Source organism: Clostridium sp. AWRP, from assembly GCF_004006395.2.
Classification (GTDB): Bacteria; Bacillota; Clostridia; order Clostridiales; family Clostridiaceae; genus Clostridium_B.
Genome location: NZ_CP029758.2, coordinates 1,359,137 through 1,377,135 on the forward strand (window position 1 = coordinate 1,359,137; position 17,999 = coordinate 1,377,135).

Annotated in this window: 18 protein-coding genes; all 18 read left to right on the forward strand. The window is 31.9% G+C overall.

Annotated elements, in window-relative coordinates:
* Nucleotides 1-2 precede the first annotated feature (2 nt).
* The 18 genes from DMR38_RS06305 to DMR38_RS06390 all read left to right on the forward strand — a co-directional run bounded on the left by DMR38_RS06305 (nt 3) and on the right by DMR38_RS06390 (nt 17,897).
* Nucleotides 3-1,001, forward strand: a complete 999-nt coding sequence (locus tag DMR38_RS06305) for an NAD(P)H-dependent glycerol-3-phosphate dehydrogenase (protein WP_127720496.1) — start codon at nt 3-5, stop codon at nt 999-1,001.
* A 77-nt stretch (nt 1,002-1,078) separates the two neighbouring features.
* Nucleotides 1,079-2,557, forward strand: coding sequence for a stage IV sporulation protein A (gene spoIVA / locus DMR38_RS06310; RefSeq protein WP_127720497.1), 1,479 nt, complete (start codon nt 1,079-1,081; stop codon nt 2,555-2,557).
* A 354-nt stretch (nt 2,558-2,911) separates the two neighbouring features.
* Nucleotides 2,912-3,790, forward strand: coding sequence for a YicC/YloC family endoribonuclease (locus tag DMR38_RS06315; protein WP_127723949.1), 879 nt, complete (start codon nt 2,912-2,914; stop codon nt 3,788-3,790).
* Between the two features lie 15 nt (nt 3,791-3,805).
* Nucleotides 3,806-4,081, forward strand: coding sequence for a DUF370 domain-containing protein (locus DMR38_RS06320; protein ID WP_013237916.1), 276 nt, complete (start codon nt 3,806-3,808; stop codon nt 4,079-4,081).
* Nucleotides 4,081-4,698 carry a guanylate kinase gene (gmk, locus tag DMR38_RS06325; protein ID WP_013237917.1) on the forward strand — a complete coding sequence of 206 codons (618 nt, stop codon included), beginning with the start codon at nt 4,081-4,083 and terminating at the stop codon, nt 4,696-4,698. The genes DMR38_RS06320 and gmk overlap by 1 nt, the downstream gene beginning before the upstream one ends.
* A complete protein-coding gene (gene rpoZ, locus DMR38_RS06330; protein WP_127720498.1) occupies nt 4,691-4,909 on the forward strand; it encodes a DNA-directed RNA polymerase subunit omega in 219 nt (72 codons plus the stop codon). Before gmk ends, rpoZ begins: the two co-directional genes overlap by 8 nt.
* A complete protein-coding gene (coaBC, locus tag DMR38_RS06335; protein ID WP_127720499.1) occupies nt 4,909-6,099 on the forward strand; it encodes a bifunctional phosphopantothenoylcysteine decarboxylase/phosphopantothenate--cysteine ligase CoaBC in 1,191 nt (396 codons plus the stop codon). Before rpoZ ends, coaBC begins: the two co-directional genes overlap by 1 nt.
* A 92-nt stretch (nt 6,100-6,191) precedes the next feature.
* On the forward strand, nt 6,192-8,393 hold the full coding sequence (gene priA, locus DMR38_RS06340; RefSeq protein WP_127720500.1) for a primosomal protein N': 2,202 nt from the start codon (nt 6,192-6,194) through the stop codon (nt 8,391-8,393).
* A 103-nt stretch (nt 8,394-8,496) separates the two neighbouring features.
* Nucleotides 8,497-8,955 carry a peptide deformylase gene (gene def / locus DMR38_RS06345; protein WP_127720501.1) on the forward strand — a complete coding sequence of 153 codons (459 nt, stop codon included), beginning with the start codon at nt 8,497-8,499 and terminating at the stop codon, nt 8,953-8,955.
* The gene (fmt, locus tag DMR38_RS06350) at nt 8,955-9,887 is read left to right on the forward strand and encodes a methionyl-tRNA formyltransferase (protein ID WP_127720502.1); all 933 of its coding nucleotides are present in this window, start codon (nt 8,955-8,957) and stop codon (nt 9,885-9,887) included. The genes def and fmt overlap by 1 nt, the downstream gene beginning before the upstream one ends.
* A gap of 20 nt (nt 9,888-9,907) precedes the next feature.
* A complete protein-coding gene (locus DMR38_RS06355) occupies nt 9,908-10,588 on the forward strand; it encodes a zinc metallopeptidase (protein ID WP_127720503.1) in 681 nt (226 codons plus the stop codon).
* A gap of 88 nt (nt 10,589-10,676) precedes the next feature.
* Nucleotides 10,677-12,008, forward strand: coding sequence for a 16S rRNA (cytosine(967)-C(5))-methyltransferase RsmB (gene rsmB, locus DMR38_RS06360; RefSeq protein ID WP_127720504.1), 1,332 nt, complete (start codon nt 10,677-10,679; stop codon nt 12,006-12,008).
* Nucleotides 12,009-12,017: 9 nt separating this feature from the next.
* Nucleotides 12,018-13,055: a 23S rRNA (adenine(2503)-C(2))-methyltransferase RlmN gene (gene rlmN / locus DMR38_RS06365; RefSeq protein WP_127720505.1), complete on the forward strand. Its 1,038-nt coding sequence runs from the start codon at nt 12,018-12,020 to the stop codon at nt 13,053-13,055.
* Between the two features lie 14 nt (nt 13,056-13,069).
* Nucleotides 13,070-13,789, forward strand: a complete 720-nt coding sequence (locus tag DMR38_RS06370) for a Stp1/IreP family PP2C-type Ser/Thr phosphatase (protein ID WP_127720506.1) — start codon at nt 13,070-13,072, stop codon at nt 13,787-13,789.
* Nucleotides 13,786-15,696: a Stk1 family PASTA domain-containing Ser/Thr kinase gene (gene pknB, locus DMR38_RS06375; RefSeq protein WP_127720507.1), complete on the forward strand. Its 1,911-nt coding sequence runs from the start codon at nt 13,786-13,788 to the stop codon at nt 15,694-15,696. Before DMR38_RS06370 ends, pknB begins: the two co-directional genes overlap by 4 nt.
* Before the next feature lie 9 nt (nt 15,697-15,705).
* Entirely contained in the window at nt 15,706-16,569 is an 864-nt protein-coding gene (gene rsgA / locus DMR38_RS06380; RefSeq protein WP_127720508.1) for a ribosome small subunit-dependent GTPase A, read from the forward strand.
* 40 nt (nt 16,570-16,609) lie between these two features.
* Complete coding sequence (gene rpe, locus DMR38_RS06385) at nt 16,610-17,260, forward strand: ribulose-phosphate 3-epimerase (RefSeq protein WP_127720509.1); 651 nt, start codon at nt 16,610-16,612, stop codon at nt 17,258-17,260.
* Between the two features lies 1 nt (nt 17,261).
* The gene (locus DMR38_RS06390) at nt 17,262-17,897 is read left to right on the forward strand and encodes a thiamine diphosphokinase (RefSeq protein ID WP_127720510.1); all 636 of its coding nucleotides are present in this window, start codon (nt 17,262-17,264) and stop codon (nt 17,895-17,897) included.
* Nucleotides 17,898-17,999: the final 102 nt, after the last annotated feature.

Genomic DNA, 17,999 nt, shown 5'->3' on the forward strand with positions numbered 1-17,999 from the left:
TTGTGTATTCATCTGTATCTTTTTTGGGAGGGGGAAGTTTTGGAACGGCCCTCTCAGTTATACTTGCAAAAAAAGGTGTAAAGGTAAACTTGTGGGATAGGAATAAAAGCATAGTTGAGGATATAAATGTAAAGAAAGAAAATATAAGGTATTTGCACGGCGTAGTTATTCCACAAGATGTAAAAGCCTCTAGTGATGCAAAGGATGTAATTGAAAAAGGAGAAGTTCTGGTGCTGTCAGTGCCATCTCAGGCAGTAAGAGAGGTTTTGACAAATTTTAAAAACTTTATAAGGAAAGATCAAATAATTGTAAACATAGCTAAAGGTATAGAAGAAAAAAGTGGGAAGAGACTTTCTAAAGTTATACAGGAAGAACTACCTTTAAATAAGGTAGTGGTACTTTCAGGACCAAGCCATGCGGAAGAAGTTGCAAGGGATATACCAACTACAGTAGCTGTGTCTTCAGAAAATATGGAATATGCCAAAAAAATTCAAGATTTGTTTATGACAAATAAGTTTAGAATATATACAAATGAAGATATTATAGGAGTGGAAATTGGAGGAGCAGTTAAAAATGTAATTGCACTTGCCTGTGGAATTTCAGATGGTATAGGTTACGGAGATAATTCAAAGGCAGCTCTCATGACTAGAGGAATTGCTGAGATAGTAAGGATTGGTGAAAAGTTAGGAGGCAGAAGGGAAACCTTCTCGGGACTTACAGGTATAGGCGATCTTATAGTCACTTGCACAAGCATTCATAGTAGAAATCGAAGGGCAGGTATACTTATAGGACAGGGAATTCCTGTAAATAAAGCAGTAGAGGAAGTAGGAATGGTAGTAGAAGGTATAAAAGCTTGCAGGGCTTTTTATGAATTAAAAGAAAAATTAAATGTGCAGATGCCTATAACGGAGGCACTTTACAGTATATTGTTTCAAGGAAAAGAGCCTAAGTATACTGTATATGAGCTTATGACTAGAGCAAAAAAGGATGAAGTGCATTAATCAATAATATTAGTAATAAAATATGCCCTATAAAAATATATATATACTGATAATATTAGATTATTGGAGGGTATATTTTGGAAAATTTTGATATATACAAAGATATTGCAGATAGAACTCAGGGGGATATATATGTAGGTGTTGTAGGACCTGTAAGAACTGGAAAATCAACCTTTATAAAGAGGTTTATGGAAATAATGGTTCTCCCTAACATAGATAATTCTTATAAAAAACAGAGAGCTAAAGATGAGCTTCCACAAAGCTCCTCAGGAAAATCTATTCATACTACAGAACCTAAATTTGTACCAAATGAGGCTATAGAAATAAATTTAAATGAAGGAACTAAATTTAAAGTTAGAATGGTAGATTGTGTTGGGTATATAGTTAAAAGTGCAGCTGGATATATGGAAGGTGAAGAGGCTAAAATGGTTACTACTCCATGGTATGACTATGAAATTCCTTTTGAAGAAGCAGCTGAAATAGGAACGAAAAAAGTAATAAACGAACATTCTACTATAGGACTTTTGATTACTACAGATGGTTCTATAACGGATATAGAGAGAGGAGATTATGTTGAAGCAGAGGAAAGAGTGGTTAATGAACTAAAATCCATCAATAAACCATTTATAATGGTGTTAAATTCTCAGCATCCCTTTGATCCTGATACGGTAGCTTTAAAAAAAGAGTTAGAAGGTAAATATGATGTGCCTGTCCAAACTATGGATGTACTTAATATGAAAGAAGACGACATAACAAATGTATTTCAAAGAGTACTTAAAGAATTCCCTGTTAAAGAAATAAATATTGATATGCCGGAATGGATAGAAAAAATGGATCCGTCACATTGGTTGAAGTTAGATTTTATAGGACTAGTAAAAGATATGTGTAGTAATATATACAAGGTTAGAGATATAACAAAGTCATTAGAAAGTTTTAAAGATGTAGAATTTATTGGAGAATCTACGGTAAAAGAAATAAATATGGGAGAAGGTACTGCTAGAATTGATTTAACACCTAGAAAGGACCTTTATTATAAAATATTAAGTGAGGTCTGTGAGAAAAAAATCGAAGGTGAAAGTGACTTATTAAACATAGTAAAAGAAATGCACAGTGCAAAAGTAGAATATGATAAGATAGCAGGTGCGTTAAAGGAAGTAAAGGAAACAGGTTATGGACTAGTTGCTCCGCAACTTTCTGAAATGAAATTAGAAGAGCCTGAAATTGTAAAACAGGGAAATAGATTTGGAGTAAAATTAAAGGCAAGTGCACCTTCACTTCACTTTATTAGAGCAGATATTGAAACCGAGATTTCTCCTATTATGGGTACAGAAAGAGAAAGCGAAGAGATGGTTAAATCTCTTTTGGAGCAATTTGAAAGCGATCCATCTAAAATATGGCAGAGCAATATGTTTGGAAAATCCCTAGAGATATTAGTGAAAGAGGGATTACAAAATAAGCTTTATAAAATGCCAGAAGATATTCAAATTAAAATACAAAAAACACTTCAGAAAATCATAAATGAAGGTAACGGCGGGTTAATATGCATTTTACTTTAATGTTTCATCATGTATTTTACTTTACTTAAAAGTATCTATAATGGCGTAAATTTTAACATCTGTGCTTTTAAAATTTAGGGCTTTAGATGATTTTGATATTGTCTAGGACCCTAAATTTTTTAGTATGATTTATACTGGCATATATAGTTCAAAATAAATTTTATTGAACATTCTTGCAGGTTTGTTTGTTGGAGATATTTTATGGTATAATCATTTTAAATCTTGCTTTTAAACTTAGGTTTACGATATATCAATTGAAATTAAAGTACTCGTAAATTTTTCTTGAAATTGTTATTAATATATATGTATAATAAAATGTGGATTGATGAGGCTTCATGGAAGGATGAAATTATAATGATTAAAAGTATGACTGGTTTTGGAAGAGGCACTATAGAAAGTGAAAAACAAAGTTTTATAGTGGAAATAAAAAGTGTAAATCATAGATACTGTGATTTAAATATTAAAATGCCAAAAAGTCTTATGCCTCTGGAAGACAGAATGAGAAAAATTATTCAGCAAAAAATAAACAGGGGTAAAGTAGATGTTTTTATAACTCAAATGAATTTTGAAGATCAGGCTACAAAGGCTGTACTAAATGAAGGTTTAGCTAATAGTTATGTAGAATGTTTAAATGCTATTAAGGAAAAATACAATATAAAAGACAATATATCTCTTTCACTTATTGCTAAATTTCCAGAAATTATAACTGTAAAAAAAGACGATGCTGATCTTGAAAATATATGGAAGTATTTATTGACTGCTTTTAATGATGCATTAGAAATGTTAGTGGGTATGAGAGAAAAAGAAGGGGAGAAACTAGAAAAAAATATACTTGAAAAATGCAGCTCTATACAAGCTTTATTAAATACTATAGAAAATAAATCTTTTCAATTAGTAAAAGAATATAAAGAAAAGCTTTCAGAGAGATTGAAGGATTTGCTGGATAAATATCCAGTAGATGAAAATAGAGTTGCAATGGAAATAGCACTATTTGCAGATAAATCTTGTATTGATGAAGAAATTGTAAGGCTAAATAGCCACGTAGTACAATTTAAAGAAACTTTAACATTGAAGGAGCCTGTAGGAAGAAAACTTGATTTTATACTACAGGAAATGAATAGAGAGGCAAATACAATTGCTTCTAAGTCAACAAATCTGGATATAACTAAAGTTACATTGAATATAAAAAACGAAATAGAAAAAATAAGAGAGCAAATACAAAACGTGGAGTAAGATAGGAGGAAATGTATGGGTATAAAATTAATAAACATAGGATTTGGAAATATTGTTTCAGCAAATAGATTGGTGGCTATAGTAAGTCCAGAATCCGCTCCCATAAAGAGAATAATTCAGGAAGCAAGAGATAGGGGAATGCTTATAGATGCTACTTATGGAAGAAGAACAAGAGCTGTTATAATAACAGATAGTGATCATGTGATACTTTCAGCAGTTCAACCTGAAACTGTAGCACATAGATTGTCTTCTAAAGATGGTGAAGATGATATTGGTGAGGTTGAGGAATAATGTCGAGAAAAGGATTGCTAATTGTTATATCAGGACCTTCTGGAACTGGAAAAGGTACAGTTTGTAAGGCATTACTGAAAAAAAATGATTTTTGGATTTCTACTTCAGCTACTACTAGGTCTCCAAGAAAAGGGGAGGTAGATGGAGTAAATTATTATTTTTTGACTGAGGAGACTTTTAAGGATAAAATAAAAAATAAGGATTTTTTAGAGTATGCTAAAGTTTATGAAAACTATTATGGTACACCTAAGTCTCAAGTTTTGAAAGCTATAGATGAAGGAAAAGACGTAGTGCTTGAAATTGACATTCAGGGAGCCTTAAAGGTAAAAGAAAGCTATCCGGAAGGGGTGTTTATATTTATACTTCCACCTTCAATGAAAGAACTTAAAAACAGGATTATAGGTAGGGGAAGTGAAACACCTGAGTCCTTGAATCTAAGATTTAAGTCAGCTTATAAGGAAATAAATTATGTTTCAAAATATAATTATGCGGTTATAAATGATACTGTAGACAATGCAGTGGAAAATATAGAGAGCATAATTACAGCTGAAAAATGTAGAGTAGACAGGATTAAAGATGAAATATTAAATTCTAAGGAGGGTATTTTGTATGAATAATTCAATGATAAATCCATCTGTTGTGGATTTACTTAAAAAGGTAGATAATAGGTATACTTTAGTTACTATAACAGCTAAAAGGGCAAGACAACTAATCCAGGATTCAGAACCACTTGTAGATATAGATTCAACTAAACCAGTTACTATAGCTATTAATGAAATAGATCAAGGTTTAATTACTTATGAAACTGTAAAAGAGGGAATTAAATAATGGTAAATGGCAAGAAAACAGTTGTCATAGGGGTAACTGGTGGAATAGCAGCGTATAAAGCACTGGACGTTATAAGTAAATTGAAAAAAAAAGACTTTGATATAAACGTAATAATGACAAAGTCTGCTGCAAAATTTGTTACGCCCCTTACTTTTCAGACTTTAAGTCAAAATATAGTGCACACTGATATGTTTGAAGAACCACGAGCTTTTGAAATACAACATATTTCTCTTGCAAAAAAAGCAGATTTGATAGCAATAGTTCCTGCTACGGCTAATATAATAGGAAAGGTTTCAAGTGGAGTAGCAGATGATCTTCTAACTACAACTATCATGGCGACTAAGGCTCCTGTAATTTTTGCCCCTGCTATGAATACAAATATGTATTCTAATCCAATTATGCAGGATAATATAAACAAACTTATGAAGTTTGGATATGAATTCATAAAGCCAGCTGTAGGAAGGTTGGCATGTGGCGATAGTGGTGAAGGAAAGCTACCAGATGCTGATTTTATAGCAGATGTAATTGAAAGTATGCTTTATGGCATTAAGGACTTACGTGGAAAAAAGATTCTTGTAACTGCAGGGCCTACTATAGCAGATATAGACCCAGTAAGATATATAACGAATAGGTCTTCAGGAAAAATGGGTTATTCCATAGCTGAAGAGGCTAGGGACAGAGGTGCAGATGTAACTTTGATATCTGGACCTACAAAGTTAAGTATTCCATTTGGAATTAATTTTATAAATGTAAGGACAAATGCACAGATGTTAAAGGCTGTGCTTGATAATTTTCAGGGACAAGATATAGTAATAAAAGCTGCTGCGGTATCTGATTATAGAGCAAAAAATTATTCCAAAAGGAAGATAAAGAAAAGTGAAGAGGAATTTTCATTAGATTTTATTAGTGATGTGGATATATTGAAAGAGCTTGGAAAATTAAAGAAGAATCAAATTCTAGTTGGATTTGCTGCTGAAAGTAATGATCTTTTGGAGAATGCTTCAAAGAAGCTAAAGAAAAAGAATCTTGACTATATAGTTGCCAATAATATAACGGCATCTGATTCTGGATTTGCTTCAGATGACAACAAGGTAACAATATTATCAAGGGATGGAAAAAAAGTAGATTTAAATAGGATGAATAAGAGAGAAGTTGCTCGAAATTTGTTCAATATACTATCCCAAAGGTAAGTTGATTTATCTAAAATATGGGTTTAAATGTTTGAGAGGGGTTTAAATTTAAAATACCTCTCTTATTTAATGTTTATATAAAGGGTGATTTAGTGTATACATATGCAGGTATAATTGTAAACAATAGTTCTGTAAAATTAGATAAAATTTTTACCTATAAAATACCAGACAAATTGGGTGGAAAAGTTAACATAGGTTCTAGAGTAAAAATACCTTTTGGTATGGGAAACAATAAATTAGATGGATTTGTTGTTAGGTTGTATGAAGATGATATAGAAAATAGGAAAATTAAAGAAATAAGTGATATATGTGAAAAAATTCCACTTTTTACAAAAGAAGATTTGACTCTTATAGAAAAAATGAGAGAAATATACTTGTGTACATATCTAGAATGTATAAAGGTATTTATTCCAAGGGGAATACTTAAAGGAATGAAAAAGAAAAAGGAAAGCTTAATTTATATTGGTAAAGATTTAGAAGGAAACTTTAATAAGAAACCCTACATAGATATATATAAGGTAGTAAAAGAAAACAATGGAATATACACTAAGAATTTTATAAGTAAAAATTATAAATTGTCCTTGTCATCTATAAATACTATGATAAAACATGGATTTCTTGTGATTAGTGAGAAAACTGTAGATAGGTATGATGTAAGACAGTATAGAACGTATTCTAAAAAGGTACTGAATAGTGAGCAGCAGCATGCAGTAGACAATATAATAAACTCAGATAAAAACATATTTTTGATTCATGGAGTTACAGGTAGTGGTAAAACTGAAATTTACATGCATCTTGTTGAAAAGGCTATGGATAAGGGTAAAGAATCTATAATACTGGTGCCGGAAATCGCACTTACTCCACAAATGGTTGAAAGATTTAAAGGAAGATTCGGAAAAAATATAAGTGTATTTCATAGCAAATTATCAGATGGGGAAAGATATGATGAATGGATGAGGGTAAAGCTTGGCCAGGTGAAAGTTGCAATTGGTGCAAGATCTGCGGTATTTCTTCCATTTAATAACTTAGGATTTATAATAATAGATGAAGAACATGAGTGGAGCTACAAATCAGATAGTAATCCAAAGTATAATGCTAGAGAAATTGGACAGATGAAATGTAAACAATACAATTGTAAAATGATACTTGGTTCAGCAACACCTTCTATAGAAACGTATTATAAATGTAAGACTGGTGAAATTGAACTTATAGATATAAAAAACAGAGCAGATGGGGCACTTATGCCAGAAGTTGAAATTGTAGATATGAGGCAGGAACTTATAAATAACAATAAATCTATATTCAGCAGGGAACTTTATCAATGTATTTGTAATAGACTTTCAAAGGGTGAACAGATAATATTGTTTTTAAATAGGAGAGGCTATTCCACCTTTGTTTCTTGCAGAAAGTGTGGTTATGTATTTAAATGCAATAATTGCGATATATCCTATACCTATCACCAGAATCAAAGAAAACTTGTTTGTCATTATTGTGGAAGTAGGATAGAAGTACCTAAAGTTTGTCCTAAATGTGGTAGTAAATATGTTAAATATTTTGGTGTGGGAACAGAAAAGGTTGAGAACCAGATAAAAGCTTATTTCCCTAAAGCAAGAACACTTAGAATGGATTTTGATACTACAAGAAGTAAAAATTCTTATGAAAATATCTATAATACATTCAAAGAGGGAAAAGCAGATATACTTATAGGAACTCAAATGGTAGCGAAGGGTTTGGATTTTAAAAATGTAACTTTAGTAGGTGTAGTGGCTGCAGATTTGTCACTTAATTTGCCGGATTTTAAATCTACAGAGAGGACCTATGAACTTATAACTCAAGTCTCAGGAAGGGCAGGTAGAGGAGAAAAGTCTGGAAAAGTAATTATTCAAACTTATAATCCTGAAAATTACAGCATAAGATATGCAGCTAAAAATGATTACAGTAGTTTTTATAGGGAAGAAATTGGAATAAGGGAAAATATGAGTTATCCCCCATTTGCAGATATACTTCTTATAAATATGAATAGTAAAAATGAAAATGTATTAATAAAAAATATACAAAATGTTGGTATATTCTTAAAAAAACTTCTTGAAAAAGATGATAAAATTAAAATATTAGGACCATGCCCCTGTCAAATATCTAAGATAAAGGAATTGTACAGGTGGCAGATAATATTAAAAGGAAAAATAACCATAAATATTGCACAAAATGTTAAAAAAGTAGTTTATGATTTATTGAAAGATGTTTATAATGATATAAGAGTTAGTATAGATAGAAATCCTAACAGTATGTTGTAAGATATATTAATTTAGATGTAATTATCAATATGAAACAGGGAGGAGTTGAATAAGCCGTAAAAATCTATGAATTATATTAGATTTAATTGAAACGGCAAATAATATGGCTTTGAGAAATGTAAGAAAATATGGAGATAGTATATTAAGAAAAAAAAGTAGGAAAGTAGAGGAAATAAATGAAAGAATCCATGTACTGTTAGATGACATGGAGGAAACCCTTTATGAAGAAGATGGTGTAGGACTTGCAGCACCTCAAGTTGGTGTTTTAAAAAGAGTTATAGTTATAGATGTTGGAGAAGGAATTTTAAAGCTAGTGAATCCAGAAATTATATATTCTGAGGGTAAAGCCGTAGATATAGAAGGATGTCTGAGTATACCCGGGAGTGAAGGGGAGGTTGAAAGACCAGAGAAAGTAAAGGTAAAAGCATTAAATGAGAAAGGTGAAGAGATTGTAATAGAAGGTGAGGATTTGCTTGCAAGAGCACTTTGCCATGAAATAGACCATTTAAATGGCATACTATTTATAGATAAAATCATAAAAAAAGGTGAGGTAACGAAGTAATGAATATAGTTTTTATGGGAACACCTGAATTTTCGGTGCCATCTTTAAAAAGATTAATAGAGGAATTTAATGTTGAAGCGGTATTTACTCAACCGGATAAGCCAAAAGGGAGAGGTAAAAAGTTATCTTTTTCCGAAGTTAAAGAAGAGGCTCTTAAACACGGTATTCCAATATATCAACCGCTTAAGTTAAAAGATGATGCAGAGGCAATTTCTACTTTAACAAAGATAAGGCCAGATTTCATAGTGGTGGTTGCCTACGGACAGATACTTACAAAACAAGTGCTGGATATACCTAAGTATGGATGCATAAATCTTCATGCTTCACTTTTACCTAAATATAGGGGGGCAGCACCTATAAATTGGTGCATTATAAATGGAGAAAGCGAAAGTGGAAATACTACTATGTTTATGGATACAGGACTTGATACAGGAGATATGCTTTTAAACAGCAATGTTAAAATTACAGATAATATGACAGCTGGTGAACTCCACGATGTGCTTATGGAAGATGGAGCAGAACTATTGGTCAAAACACTAAAAGGACTGGAAAAAGGCGATATTATAAGAAAAAAGCAGGGAGAAACTACAACTGAATATGCTGGAATGTTGAGCAAGAGTATGGCAAAGATAGATTGGAATTTAAACTGCAAAAGTATAAAAAACATTGTGAGAGGTTTAAATCCATGGCCTATTGCATATACTCAATATAAGAATGATAATATGAAGATATATGAGGCAGAATGCTTGAATGAAAGTTATGATAAAGAACCAGGATGTATAATAGGTGTGTCTAAAGAGGGTATTAAAGTTGCCTGTGGTAGTGGCACTATACTCATAAAGAAGATACAATTTCCTGGGAGAAAACCTATGAATGTAAGTGAATATATAAAGGGACATTCTATAGAAAAAAACATTGTATTAAAAAAGTAATTTGTGGAGGTGTTTAACCTATGTTTTTCTTTGACAGCAGTTTTATTATACTTATTCCTGCGATTTTAGTAGCAGTTTGGGCGCAGTATAAAGTATCGGCCACTTTTAATAAATATTCAAGATATAGAAGTCAAAATGGATATACAGGTGCTCAGGTGGCCAGAATGCTATTAGATGGTAGTGGTTTATATGATGTACCAGTAGAATTAATACCAGGAAAACTCAGTGATCACTATGATCCTTCAAAAAGAGTTATGAGACTTTCAGAAGAAGTTTATTATGGAAATTCTGTGGCGTCAATAGGAGTTGCAGCTCATGAAACAGGGCACGCAATTCAGCACAAAAACGGGTATGCACCACTTATTATAAGAAATTCTATTGTACCGGCAGTTAACTTTGGTTCTAGTGCATCCTGGATACTATTTTTAGCAGGAATTATTTTAGGAATTAAGGGACTTGTGAATATAGGTATAATTTTATTTACTTTAGTAGTTTTGTTTCAGATAATAACTCTTCCAGTAGAATTCAATGCGTCAAGTAGAGCATTGAAAATATTAGAAAGAAGAAATATATTATATTCCAATGAGTTAGTTGGAGCTAGATCTGTTTTAAGTGCTGCCGCAATGACTTATGTAGCTGCAGCATTAACGGCTATAGCTAACTTATTAAGACTTATATATATAAGTAGGGACAGAGATTAAAAATATATATTTTAGGCATTTTGAAGAAAATAGGCTAGCATACTGACTGGTTATTTCTTTTAAAATGCCTTAAGTTAGAGGTAAAAAGATGAATGGAGCAAGAAGTACAGCTGTAGAAATACTTAATGAGGTATTGGGAAATAATGCATATTCTAATAAAATTTTAAATACGCATTTAAATAAGAATAATTTAAACAAAAAGGATAGGGCTTTAGTTACTGAAATAGTATATGGTACTTTAAAATATATGTATACTATTGACACTATACTAGGTGATTTTATAAAAAGTAATTTAAAGAAGATGAATATAGATATAGTAAATATACTGAGAATTTCTATATATCAACTCAGATATTTAGATAAAATACCTGAATTTGCAGTAGTGAATGAAGCTGTAGAACTTTCGAAAAAAAAGTCAAAGGGGCTCTCAAAATTAGTAAATGGAGTCCTAAGAAATTACTTAAGAAATAAAGATAATTTGCACTGTGAACATAAGGACAATAAAATAGATAACCTGTGTTTTAAATATTCCTTTCCAAGATGGATGACTTTACTTTTTATTCATCAATATGGAGAAGCTGTAGGTGAGAGTATATTACAATCACTTAATTATATACCCAAAGTTACAGTTAGGGTTAATGGATTAAAAACTGACTATGAAAGTGTTTGGGATGAACTTTTAAAAAATGGATATGATATAGAAAAAGGTGAAATATGTAAGGAAGCTGTAGTAATAAATAGAGGCAGCAATGTAGAGGAAAATCCACTTTTTAAAAAAGGATATATAACAGCACAGGATGAAAGTGCCATGCTCGTAGCACATATTGTAGACCCGAAAGAAAATATGACTGTAATTGATATGTGCAGTGCACCTGGCGGGAAATCATGCCATATGGCAGAACTTATGAAAAATACTGGAGTAATATATGCCTATGATTTACATGAGAATAAATTAAGATTTGTAGAAGAAAATGCAAATAGAATGGATATTAAAAACATAAGATGTAATAAGTTAGATGCGGAAAAATATGTAGAACAGTTTGAAAATACAGCAGATAGAGTGCTAATAGATGTGCCATGTTCAGGATTAGGAATAGTAAGAAAAAAACCTGAAATTAAATGGAATAAAAGTATGAAGTCTTTAAATAGCCTTGTAAATGTGCAGAGAAAAATCATGTTAAATGCTTCAAGATATGTAAAAGATGGTGGAAAACTTATATATTCTACTTGTACCCTAAATAAAAGTGAAAATGAAGATAACATAAATTGGTTTATTAGAGAAAATCCCCAGTATAAACTAGAAAAAATTTATTGTGGTGATTTTGACAACATAATTTATCATAAAAAGGGATATATAACTATATTGCCCGATGATAATATGGATGGATTTTTTATTGCAAAAATGATAAAACATAGGTAGGTGCAATATATGGATAATATTCTTGACTTTGATATGGAAGAATTGAAAAGTTGGATGAGAGACAATTGTGAAAGTGAATTCAGAGCAAAACAGATAATAGACTGGATATATAAAAATGGTCAATGTGATTTTGACAATATGACCAATATACCTAAGAAATTACTAGAAAAGTTAAAAACAAATTTTTACATAGGTACTACTGAATTAGTAAAAAAATGTGAGTCAAAATTTAAAGATACTTTTAAATTTTTATATGAATATAAAGATGGAAATATGGTAGAAACTGTAGTTATGAAATATAAACATGGCAATTCCATATGTATTTCAACTCAAGTAGGATGTAGAATGGGATGTAAGTTTTGTGCATCTACAATAGATGGAATGGTTAGAAACTTGACAGCAGGAGAAATGTTAGGCCAAATTCTAAAATCCCAGAATGAAGTAGGAGAGAGGATATCCAATATAGTTCTTATGGGAAGTGGGGAACCTCTAGATAATTATGAAAATGTGCTAAAATTTTTAAAAATAGTAAATTCTGAATACAGTTTCAACATAGGCCAGAGACATATAACTTTGTCAACCTGTGGTATAGTACCTAAAATAAGGAATTTAGCAGATAGGAATCTTCAAATAACTTTGGCTATATCACTGCATGCTCCAAATGACGTTATGAGAAAAAAAATAATGCCTATTGCAAATAAATATTCCATAAAAGATATAATAGATGCATGTAAGTATTACATAAAGAAGACGGGTAGAAGGGTATCTTTTGAATACGCTTTGGTAAGTGGAGTAAATGACAGTTTAAAATGTTGTGATGAATTAAGTGAACTTATAAGTGGGTTATCGTGCCATGTTAATTTAATACCAGTTAATGAAGTTAAGGAAAATAACTTAAAAAAATCTTCTTCTGATGATGTGAAGAAATTTTACAATAGGTTGATTAAGAATAAAATAGAGACTACTATAAGAAGAGAAATGGGTTCAGACATAGACGCTGCTTGCGGACAATTGAGGAGAAGTTATTTAGAATCGAAAAAGTTATAGAGAGGGTGTAGAAAATGGTGGGGATCTTATCAGATGTAGGTAAGGTAAGAAAGCTAAATGAAGATTTTGTAGATTTCTATAATGGCAAAAATTTTAACTTATATGTAATAGCAGATGGAATGGGTGGACACAATGCAGGAGAGGTAGCCAGCAGAATTGCTGTGGAAACAACCATTTCTTACATGAAATCAAATGAAACATCAAATATGGAGGAAGACTTATTAAAAGCTGTAAGTGTAGCAAATGATAAAATTTATGAACTTTCTATTAGCAACAGTCAATTTGGAGGAATGGGGACAACTATAACAGTCTGCCTTGTGAAAGATAAAGATATGATAGTAGCAAATGTAGGGGATAGTAGCTGCTATGTTGCAAAATATGATGGTATAACAAAAGTGACTAAAGATCACTCTTTAGTACAACAACTGGTGGATGAAGGTAGTATAACTGAAGAAGAAGCGGCAATTCATCCTAATAAAAATATAATAACAAGAGCTCTTGGAACTAATAAGTCTGTAAAAGTGGATATATTTAAAGTAAATTTAGAAGATGTAAATAGGGTAATAATGTGCACTGACGGGCTATCTAATGGAGTAAATATGAATGAAATGTATGATATAATAATGAATAACAATAACGAAGATGCTTGCAAGCAGCTAATAGAACTAAGTAAACTTAGGGGTGGAAAGGATAATATATCAGTTATTGTATTTGAAGGAGAGTGTAAAAAATGATAGGGACTATGCTAGGGAATAGATATGAGTTGCTTGAAAAAATAGGAGAAGGAGGTATGGCTATTGTTTATAGAGCGAAAGACCACCTCTTGAGCAGAAACGTAGCTGTTAAAATTCTCAAAGAAGAATTTTCAAGTGATGGAGAATTTGTAGAGAAATTTAAAAGGGAAGCAGCAGCAGCAGCAAGTCTTTCAGATAATAACATAGTAAACATATATGATGTAGGTACACAGAAGGATATAAACTACATAGTAATGGAATGTGTTATTGGAAAGACTTTAAAACAAGTAATAAAAGAAGAGAAGAAAATACCTCCTGCAAGGGCAGTGGAAGTAGCTATTCAAATAGCTAAAGCTTTGAAATGCGCCCATAAGAATAACATTATACATAGAGATATAAAACCTCATAATATTCTTGTTACAGAAGATGGTATAGTAAAAGTAACGGACTTTGGTATAGCCAAAGCCTCAGATTCAGTTACAATAACTAATTCTAATAAGATAATGGGTTCTGCACACTACTTTTCCCCAGAACAAGCAAAAGGAAGCTTTGTAGATTTTAGAACAGATATTTACTCCCTTGGCATAGTTATGTATGAAATGGTTACAGGACGTGTTCCCTATGATGCAGAAAGTCCTGTGTCAATAGCACTAAAACATATACAAGAACCTGTAGTTCCACCAAATCAGTTAAATGAAAATATACCGGATAGTTTAAATAGACTTATTTTGAAAGCTGTGGAAAAAGAGCCTATAAGAAGATATCAGACAATGGAAGATATGCTAGTGGACTTAAAAAAGATAGAAAACAATCAAAAAATCAATTTAGCAGATGATGATTTAAGTAGTGATATGACTAGGATAATGGATCCTGTGGATGTAAACAATGCTTATAAAAATGAGGACGATTATGATGATGAAGTAGAGCCAGCAAGAAAACCAGTTAAATTAAATTTAGATCCTAAAAAGAAAAAGAGGATATTGACAACGGCAATAGGTGTTCTTGTAGTTGTAATAGGTATAATTTCAGGATATATTTGGTATAACAAGGTGTATAGCAGTGGAGATATAACTGTACCGAATATAGTAGGCATGAAACAGGATGATGCTAAACAGTTAGTAGAAAGTAAAAAGCTTAATTTTGTAGTAGGTGGCAAAGAAAAAAGTGACAAACCAGAAGGAAGTGTAATAGAATGTTTTCCTAAATCAGGAACAAAGGTAAAATCAAACTCAGATGTAAGGGTAATTATAAGCAGTGGATCTGACTCATTGACTGTTCCAAACTTGGTTGGGGTAGATTTTGCTACTGCAAAGGATATTATATCAAACAGTGGGCTCACCTTGGGAAATGTATCTTACAGACACAGTGATGATGTGGCAGAAGGTGACGTTATAAGTCAGGATCCTACAGCAGATAGTAAAGCTCAAAATGGTACAAAAGTAAATCTTGTGGTAAGCAAGGGAGCAGATGCAAAATATGTAACAGTACCGGATGTTTCAGGTAAAAATATAGAAGAAGCAGCTTCTATAATGGCAAGTTCAGGACTTAAAGTTTCTAAAAATCCAGTAGCTACTTCAGATAAATCTCAGAGTGGAGTTGTAACAAGTCAAAGCATAGGAGGATCACAGCAAGTTAAAGAAGGTACTACGGTAAGCTTAACTTATTATGAATATAAAGAAACTCAAAATGATCAAAGCAGTAATTTAGGAACTCAACATAAAGGAAAAGACACTGGAAGCAGCGGACCAAGTAAGGATGGAAGCGGCACAAGCAGCGGAAGCAGAAGTGGGTCCAGCGGAGGTAAATCTGATAGTGGAAGTGTCACAGGCAGTTCTTCTGATGGAGATACAGGAAGCAGCGGAAATACAAGTACGGGTGGTACAGTAAATTCAGATAAAACAAATTAGGAGGAATTTATGCAGGGAACTATAGTTAAGGGTATAGGAGGATTTTATTATATAAAAACAGATAATGGGGTAATTGAATGTAAGGCAAGGGGAAAGTTTAGGCATAATTCACTTTCCCCTATGGTAGGAGATAAAGTGGATATTGCACTAGAAAAAGAGCAGGGAGTTATTAATAAAATCTATCCTAGAAGAACTAAATTGAAGAGACCTGCTGTAGCTAATGTAACCCAGGCAATGGTGGTTTTTGCATTTACACGTCCTGAAATAAATGAAGATTTATTGAATAGATTTCTTATAAGCTGTGAATTGAATAACTTGAAAATAGTAGTTTGTTTTAATAAGCTGGATTTAGCAGAAGAAAAGGAAAAATCCGATATAGCCAATGCTATGAAAAAAATAGGCTATGATGTAATATTTTTGACGGCAAAAGAAAACTATGGAATTAATAAAATTAAAGAAAAGCTTAAAGGAAATATTACGGTACTGTGTGGTCCATCGGGAGTTGGAAAATCTACTATTTTAAATGCCATTTCAGGAAAAGAGATTATGGAAACGGGTGAGATAAGTCGAAAATTGAAGAGAGGAAAACATACTACAAGACATAGTGAGTTAATAGAATTGGAAGAAGGGCTTATAGTGGATACTCCGGGATTTTCCTCTCTGGATATATTTGATATATCAGAGGAAAAACTTCAGTATTGTTTTCCAGAGTTTACTGACCTTATAGGAAAATGTAAATTTACAGGTTGTTTTCATTATAAAGAACCGAATTGTGCTATTAAAGCTTCTGTCGAAGATGGAAAAATAGATAGAAAAAGATATGAGTTTTATATTAAGGTCTTAAATGAAATTACAAGTAAAAAAAAGTATTGAGCTGCTCATATAGCAGTGTAAATTAAGGAGAGATAAACATATGATAAGAATAGCACCTTCAATATTATCTGCAGATTTTTCAAAATTAGGGGAAGATATAAAAAGCTTGGACAAATATGGGGCGGATTTAATTCATATAGACGTAATGGATGGAAATTTTGTACCGAATATATCTTTTGGAGTACCTATTATTAAAAGCATAAGGCCTCTTACAAAGTTGCCTTTTGATGTGCATTTAATGATAGAGGAACCTTCAAAATATGTGGAGGATTTTGTAAAAGCAGGAGCAGATATTATAACAGTTCATTTCGAAGCGGATAGGCATATAGATAGGACTATAAATTATATAAAAAGTTTTGGGGTAAAAGCCGCAGTAGCATTGAATCCGGCTACCTTAGTAGATAATATAAGGTACTTAATACCTTATTTAGACATGGTTCTCATAATGTCTGTAAATCCAGGATTTGGAGGACAAAAATATATAGAGTATTGTTCTGATAAACTCAAGTACATAAAAGAATTAAGCAATAAATGTAATAAAAATTTAATGATAGAGGTAGACGGTGGTGTTTCAAAGGGCAATATAGCAAAAATAGTAGATAGCGGTGCTAATGTAATAGTAGCGGGTTCTGCTGTATTTAATGGTGGAAATATAGAAGAAAACATAAGATTATTAAGAGGGGAAATTTAAAATGAAAGCAATTATAGTATCTGGAGGCAGTGCTCCATCTAGAAAATTAATTGAAGAGGAAATTGATGAAGATTCTATTTTGATTTGTGCAGATGGAGGGGCGAATTGCCTCTACGAGTATAAAATTATACCGGATTATTTAATTGGAGATTTTGATTCTATAGACAAGGATGTTCTAACGTTTTTCAAAAGTAAAAAATGTTCTATAGATACATATCCTAGGGCTAAGGATTTTACGGATACTGAAATTGCAGTAGAAAAGTCCCTGGCGTTAAAAGCAGACCAGATAGTAATGCTTGGGTGTACTGGAACCAGGATAGATCATGTTTTAGCTAACTTAGGTATGCTTTTAAAATGCAGCCGCAGTGGAGTGAAGGCATATATAAAGGATGAACATAATACTATTGAGTTATTATGCAAGACAACGACAATAAAAGGATATCCTGGAGAAACCTTTTCCCTTCATGCCTACTGTAATATAGTCAAAAATCTAAATATAATAGGTGCTAGATATAAGTTAAGTAATTATGATTTGGCTTTAGGTGATGCAAGGACGGTATCTAATGAATTTATTCAAGAGGAAGCCCGTATAGTGTTTGACAGTGGTATGCTTTTGTGCATGCACAGCAAGGATTGAATAGATAATAAGACAAACTTTTAATAGTATAGATTTAAAGCTTGTAATTATAAAAAGTAGTAACGATATGAAGACGTTATGCATATAATAGTATAAAGCAAT